This window comes from Paraburkholderia sp. (assembly GCF_036488505.1).
Taxonomy (GTDB): domain Bacteria; phylum Pseudomonadota; class Gammaproteobacteria; order Burkholderiales; family Burkholderiaceae; genus Paraburkholderia.
Window position 1 is genome coordinate 1 of sequence record NZ_DASXHN010000365.1, and the last position, 7035, is coordinate 7035.

The window sequence follows — 7035 nt, forward strand, 5'->3', positions numbered from 1 at the left end:
ATCTGTCGCACCGCGATTGCGGCAAGGTGCAAGACCCGTACAGCCTTCGCTGCCAGCCGCAGGTGATGGGCGCGTGTCTGGACCAGATGCGTCACTCGGCCGACGTGCTGCTGATCGAAGCGAACGCCGTTTCCGACAATCCGCTGATTTTCCCGGACACGGGCCAAGTGCTGTCGGGTGGCAACTTCCACGCCGAGCCGGTTGCGTTTGCGGCGGACAACCTCGCACTGGCCGCCGCTGAAATCGGCGCGCTGGCCGAGCGCCGCATTGCGCTCCTGATCGACGCGACGCTGTCGGGCCTGCCGCCTTTCCTCGTCAGGGATGGCGGCGTGAACTCCGGCTTCATGATCGCGCACGTAACGGCCGCCGCGCTCGCCTCGGAAAACAAGACGCTCGCGCATCCGGCTTCGGTCGATTCGCTGCCGACGTCGGCGAACCAGGAGGACCATGTGTCGATGGCGACCTTTGCCGCGCGCAAGCTTGGCGACATCGCGGAGAACACCGCCAACATTCTGTCAATCGAGTTGCTCGCCGCCGCGCAGGGCGTCGATCTGCGCGCGCCGCACAAGACCAGCCCGAGCCTGCAAAAAGTGATGGACACGGTGCGCAACGACGTGGCGCACTACGAGATCGATCACTACTTCGCGCCGGACATCGCCGCGGTCACGAAGCTCGTGCAGGACGGCACGATCGCGAAGCTGAGCCCGTTCTCGTTCGTGTCGGAACACTAAGCAGCCGCGCGGATCAGGCCAATGAACGCACCCGCTTATCAGGGCATCAAGGACTTCATCCTCGCGCGCATTCATGCGGGCGAGTGGGCCGAAGGCGACCAGGTGCCGTCCGAGAACGAGCTGGCGCGCGAGTTCAACGTCGCGCGCATGACGGTCAACCGCGCATTGCGTGAGCTGACCTCGGAGCAGGTGCTCACCCGCGTGCAGGGGTCGGGCACCTTCGTCGCTCGCCCCAAGTACGAGTCGACACTGGTCGCGATCCGCAGCATCTCCGATGAAATCGTCGCGCGCGGTCATCGCTATCGCGCGCAGGTGCTCGACATCGGCGCGAGCATCGCCGACGAAACGCTCGCCGAGGAGATGCAGGTGAATGCGGGCAGCCCGGTGTTTCATTCACGCGTGCTGCATTTCGAAAACGACGAGCCGGTGCAACTGGAAGAACGCTGGGTGAATCCGCGCGTCGCGCCCGAATACGCGCTGCAGGATTTCACCAGTACGACGCCGAACCAGTATCTCGTGCGCGTCGCGCCATTGCAGCGCGTCGAATACCGGATCGAAGCGCTGGCAGCGGACGACGGCACGCGCGCGCTGCTGACCATGGACGAACGCGAGCCCTGCCTGGTGCTGCATCGGCGCACGTGGTCGCAAGGGCAGGTCGCGTCGATTGCGAATCTTTGGCACCCCGGCACTCGCTATCGCTTCACAGGGCACTTCTGAATTCGCATTGCCCGTCTTCACTGAATCGCTATCGAATCTCTTCAAGCATCCCGAGGGACACCATGAACAATCCGAAACATATCGATCCGCGTCTTGACCCTACCCGCACGATCCGCGCACCGCGCGGCGCGGACAAGGTGTGCAGGAACTGGATCGCGGAAGCCGCGTACCGGATGATCCAGAACAATCTGGACCCCGAAGTCGCCGAACATCCGCACGCGCTCGTCGTGTACGGCGGCATTGGCCGTGCCGCGCGCAACTGGGATTGCTTCGATCAGATCCTCGCGTCGCTGAAAGACCTGAACGACGACGAAACGCTGCTGATCCAGTCGGGCAAGCCGGTCGGCGTGTTCCGCACGCACGCGGATGCACCGCGCGTGCTGCTCGCGAACTCGAACCTGGTGCCGCATTGGGCGACCTGGGAACATTTCCAGGAACTCGATCGCAAGGGCTTGATGATGTACGGCCAGATGACGGCCGGCAGCTGGATCTACATCGGCAGCCAGGGCATCGTGCAGGGCACCTACGAAACCTTTTTCTCGGTCGCCAACCAGCATTTCAACGGCGACCCGAAGGGCCGCTGGGTGCTCACGGGCGGCCTCGGCGGGATGGGCGGCGCGCAGCCGCTCGCCGCGACGATGGCGGGCTTCTCGATGATCGCCGTGGAATGCGACGAGACGCGGATCGACTTGCGTCTGAAGACGCGCTACGTCGACAAGAAAGCCAGCACGCTCGACGAAGCGCTCGCGATGATCGACGAGGCGAAGCGCACCGCCAAGCCGGTGTCGGTCGGTCTGCTGGGCAACGCCGCCGATGTGTTCGCCGAGTGCGTCGCGCGCGGCATCACGCCCGACTGCGTGACCGACCAGACCAGCGCGCACGATCCAATTCACGGCTACCTGCCGCAGGGCTGGACGGTGGAAGACTGGCGCGAGCGTCAGAAGAGCGCGCCGGAAAGCATCGTCACGCCGGCCAAGCAGTCGATGGCCAGGCAGGTGCAGGCGATGCTGGCGCTGCAGGAACGCGGCGCCGCGACGCTCGACTACGGCAACAACATTCGTCAGATGGCGCTCGAAATGGGCGTCGAGAACGCGTTCGATTTCCCGGGCTTCGTGCCCGCGTATATCCGGCCGCTGTTCTGCGAAGGCAAGGGCCCGTTCCGCTGGGTGGCGCTGTCGGGCGACCCGGAGGACATCTACAAGACCGATGCGAAGGTCAAGGAACTGATTCCGGACGATCCGCATCTGCACAACTGGCTCGATATGGCACGTGAGCGCATCGCGTTCCAGGGCTTGCCGGCGCGAATCTGCGGGGTCGGTGTGAAGGATCGCTATCGGCTGGGCCAGGCGTTCAACGAGATGGTTAGAAACGGCGAACTGAAGGCGCCGATCGTGATCGGCCGCGATCACCTCGACACCGGTTCGGTGGCAAGCCCGAACCGCGAAACCGAATCGATGAAGGACGGCTCGGACGCGGTCAGCGACTGGCCGCTGCTCAACGCGTTGCTGAACACCGCGGGTGGGGCCTCATGGGTGTCGCTGCATCATGGCGGCGGTGTCGGCATGGGCTTCTCGCAGCACGCGGGCGTCGTGATCGTCGCGGACGGCACGGATGCCGCGAAAGCGCGCCTGGGCCGTGTGCTGTTCAACGATCCGGCGACCGGCGTGATGCGTCACGCGGATGCCGGCTATGAACTCGCGCAGCAGACCGCGCGCGACGCAGGCCTGAATCTGCCGATGCTGGGACGTTGATCGTGGCCGCTGCGAGCGACCTCAACGGCGCACCGAGCGTTTCGCCAGGCGTCGCGCTGATTCGTGGTGCCGACCTCGTGGCGGCGCCATGGAAAAACGGCGGCGGCGTGACGCGCGAAGTGACCGCGTTTCCTCAGTGCGAGGCGGGCGCGGCGCCCGGCGATTTCGTGTGGCGCGTGAGCGTCGCCGATGTCGCACAGGCGGGGCCGTTTTCGCGATTCGACGGCATCGATCGCACGCTGGTGCTGTTATCCGGCGCGGGCATGCTGCTCGACGAGATGGATGGCGCGCGCGTCGTCAACACGCATGCGCTGACGCAGCCGCTCGATATCGCGCGCTTCGACGGCGCGGCGCGCATCGACGCACGGCTCATCGACGGTGCGACGCGCGATTTCAACCTGATGGTGCGGCGCGATATGGCGCGCGGCGAAGTCGACGTATGGCGCGCCGGCGCGCAGCCGCGCACGCTCGACGGTGATGTCGCGCTGCTGTTCTGCGCGAGCGGCGCCGTCACGGTCACGCTGACGGCGGGCGATACGGGCGATACGGGCGATACGGGCGACGTGGGGGCCCGGCAGCTCGACACCGGCGACACGCTGCGCATCGACGCGGCCCAAGCGCTCGCATGCACGCTCGCGGGCGACGGCGCGGTGCTCGCGATCAGCATTCGCTATACGCGATGACGATTCCGCGCGACCGATCCGGCGTCGCCGGCGCCCGCCGCCGTGGTTCGGCGCACGTGCGCGAAACACCACCAAACACCGCTAAAAACCGACACGGACAACGCAACCGGCTAGCAGCAAAGAGCATGCGATGAAGCAAACCGTCTGGCATCACCTGAGACTGTGCCCGCAGGGCGATCCTCTGGATACGCTCGCCGATGCCGCGATCGCGGTCGAAGACGGCCGCATCGCGTGGCTCGGCACGGCGTCCGATCTACCCGCGCAGTACGCCGCGTGGCCGCGCGAAGATTTGTGCGGCGCATGGGTGACGCCGGGACTCGTCGACTGCCATACGCATCTCGTGTACGGCGGCCACCGCGCGGACGAATTCGCGCAACGTCTCGCGGGCGTGAGCTACGAGGCGATCGCGCGGCAGGGCGGCGGTATCGTGTCGACCGTGCGCGCGACGCGTGCGGCGGACGAGGCCACGCTGTTGCGGCAAGCGGCCGCGCGGCTCGAACCGCTGCTCGCCGAAGGCGTGACGGCGATCGAAATCAAATCCGGCTACGGCCTCGAACTCGCGAGCGAGCGCAAGATGCTGCGCGTCGCGCGGCAACTCGGCGAACGCTATCCGGTGACCGTCTATACGACCTTTCTCGGCGCGCACGCGCTGCCGCCCGAATTCGCGGGCCGCGCGGATGCGTATATCGACGAGGTCTGCCACACGATGCTGCCCGCGCTGGCTGGCGAAGGCCTCGTCGATGCGGTCGATGTGTTCTGCGAGCGCATCGGCTTTTCGCTCGAACAGAGCGAGCGCGTGTTCAATGCAGCCGAGCGTTTCGGTCTGCCGGTCAAGATGCACGCGGAGCAGTTGTCGAACGGTGGCGGCACCGCGCTCGCCGCGCGCCATCGCGCGCTGTCCGCGGATCACCTCGAATTTCTCGACGAAGCCGGCGTTGCGGCGATGAAAGAGTCGGGCACGGTCGCGGTGTTGTTGCCGGGCGCGTACTACTTTATCCGCGAGACACAGTTGCCGCCGCTCGAATTGCTGCGCCGCTACCAGGTGCCGATTGCGATTGCCACCGATAGCAACCCGGGCACGTCGCCCGCCACGTCGCTGCTGTTGATGATGAATATGGCGAGCACGCTGTTTCGCATGACCGTGCCCGAGGTGCTGCTAGGCGTGAGCTCGCATGCGGCGCGCGCGCTCGGCAAAGCGGACCTGCACGGGTCGCTGGAGGCCGGACGCGCGGCGGATTTCGCGGTGTGGTCGGTGGATTCGCTCGCCGAGCTGGCTTACTGGATTGGCCGCCCGTTGTGCGCCCGCGTGGTGCGCGCGGGCGACACGGTCTATACGCGGCGCGAACCGGACTAGAAGCTGACAGATGACGCAATCCAATCAATCGCTGTCGCCGCTGATGCTTACCTGCCCGATGGCTGGCGCCGCAACGTGTTGCTCGAATGGGACGCCAGCGGCGCGCTGAGCGCGGTCACACCCGATCATGCCGACGCACCCGCCGGCGTGCCGAAAGCGGCGGGGCCCGTGATGCCCGGCATGCCCAATCTTCATTCACACGCGTTCCAGCGCGCGATGGCGGGGCTGACCGAGTATCGCGCGAACGCCACCGATAACTTCTGGTCGTGGCGCGATCTGATGTATCGCTTCGCCGCGCGCATCACGCCCGAGGGGCTCGCGAGCATCGCGCAGTGGCTCTACATCGAGATGCTGAAGGCAGGCTATACGTCGGTGTGCGAGTTCCATTACGTGCATCACGCGCAGGACGGTCACCGCTACGCGAATCGGGCGGAGCTCGCGCAACGTGTCGTCGATGCGGCGTCCGCTAGCGGCATCGGTATCACGATGCTGCCGGTGCTGTACCAGTACAGCGGCTTCGGCGCGCGGGCGCCGCGCGACGATCAGCGCCGCTTCACCGGACGGCCTGCTCGATCTGCTCGGCACGTTGCGCGCACAGCGGCCTGAAAACCCGGCGCTACGCTACGGCGTTGCGCCGCATTCGCTGCGCGCGGTGTCGGAGGCGTCGCTACGTGCGCTGCTCGGCGGCATCCAAGCCGATGCGCCGGTGCACATCCATGTCGCCGAACAGATCGCCGAGGTCGACGCATGCGTCGAAGCGGAAGGCGCGCGCCCGGTGCAATGGCTGCTCGATCGCTTCGACGTGGACGGCCGCTGGTGTCTCGTGCACGCGACCCATGTCGACGCAAACGAAACGCTCGCGTTGGCGAAAAGCGGCGCGGTGGCCGGCCTGTGTCTGACCACCGAGGCCAACCTCGGCGATGGCATTTTCCCGGCGCAGCACTATCTCGATGCGAACGGCCGCATTGGCGTCGGCTCCGATAGCCATATCGGCGTCGACTGGCGCGCGGAGTTGCGCCTGCTCGAATACGGTCAGCGACTGACGCGCCGGCAGCGCAACGTGCTGGCGTCGGCGGCGGCTCCGCACGTTGCCGACCGCCTGTTCGACGCGGCGCTCGACGGCGGCGCACGCGCCACCGGCCGCGCGGTCGGCGCGTTGCGCGCGGGCCATCGCGCGGACTGGCTGGTGCTCGACGCCGCGCATTCGAGCATCGCCGAACATGCGCCGCAAGCGTGGCTCTCGGGCGTCGTATTCTGCGAACACGGCGAGACGCCGATTCGCGATGTCTATGCAGGCGGTGTGAAGGTCGTCGACAATCGCAGGCATCGCGACGAAGAGCGCGCCTATCCGGGTTATCGCGCGGCGCTCGCGGAACTGCTGAGATGACGCGTTAGCACGAACGTATAGGGAAGAGCACATGCCCTACGCGTACGGCGAAGCCCTCGCGGCGAACATCGAATCGCTGCTCGAAGCGCTCGTGAGCGCCGCGCTCGCGCGCGTCAACGCGGCCTGAGTCACGCGAACTGATGCGTGTGACCTGCGCAGGCATTCGGATAGCGACGGTAAGCTGCCGGTCGCGATGAAAGCAGCGCGTTGAATCGCGCTGGCAACCACTCCTGCGCTATCTGTTTCTCGCTTTACTTGAATCACCGCGCGCCGCGTGTATCCGCACGAGCGCGAGATCGTGATCGTGGCCGCGATCGTGCTGGCCGGCGCACAGTTCGTCACGCACCACGTCGTTCGACACATCAATCGGCACTTCACCTGGCCTCGCGTCGCGCGGATGCGCTTAGCGGAT

At 66.4% G+C, this 7035-nt stretch carries 5 protein-coding genes and 1 pseudogene; all 6 read left to right on the plus strand.

Annotation, left to right across the window (positions count from 1 at the left end; genetic code table 11):
- On the plus strand, positions 1 to 731 hold a 731-nt coding region (locus VGH68_RS21630), incomplete at its 5' end, for an aromatic amino acid lyase (protein WP_331605751.1).
- Positions 732 to 752: 21 nt separating this feature from the next.
- The gene (gene hutC, locus VGH68_RS21635) at positions 753 to 1448 is read left to right on the plus strand and encodes a histidine utilization repressor (RefSeq protein WP_331605752.1); all 696 of its coding nucleotides are present in this window, start codon (positions 753 to 755) and stop codon (positions 1446 to 1448) included.
- 62 nt (positions 1449 to 1510) lie between these two features.
- Positions 1511 to 3199: a urocanate hydratase gene (gene hutU / locus VGH68_RS21640; RefSeq protein ID WP_331605753.1), complete on the plus strand. Its 1689-nt coding sequence runs from the start codon at positions 1511 to 1513 to the stop codon at positions 3197 to 3199.
- Positions 3199 to 3882 carry a HutD family protein gene (locus tag VGH68_RS21645; RefSeq protein WP_331605755.1) on the plus strand — a complete coding sequence of 228 codons (684 nt, stop codon included), beginning with the start codon at positions 3199 to 3201 and terminating at the stop codon, positions 3880 to 3882. Before hutU ends, VGH68_RS21645 begins: the two co-directional genes overlap by 1 nt.
- A gap of 130 nt (positions 3883 to 4012) precedes the next feature.
- Positions 4013 to 5236 (plus strand): imidazolonepropionase, encoded by a 1224-nt coding sequence (gene hutI, locus VGH68_RS21650; RefSeq protein WP_331605754.1) that lies wholly within the window; start codon positions 4013 to 4015, stop codon positions 5234 to 5236.
- Between the two features lie 10 nt (positions 5237 to 5246).
- Positions 5247 to 6623: pseudogene (locus VGH68_RS21655) on the plus strand (formimidoylglutamate deiminase).
- The last annotated feature ends 412 nt before the right edge of the window (positions 6624 to 7035 follow it).

What these genes read in the sequence shown, in the direction of transcription:
- hutC (WP_331605752.1), top strand. Translation starts at nt 753, where the DNA reads ATGAACGCACCCGCTTATCAGGGCATCAAGGACTTCATCCTCGCGCGC.
- hutU (WP_331605753.1), top strand. Translation starts at nt 1,511, where the DNA reads ATGAACAATCCGAAACATATCGATCCGCGTCTTGACCCTACCCGCACG.
- hutI (WP_331605754.1), top strand. Translation starts at nt 4,013, where the DNA reads ATGAAGCAAACCGTCTGGCATCACCTGAGACTGTGCCCGCAGGGCGAT.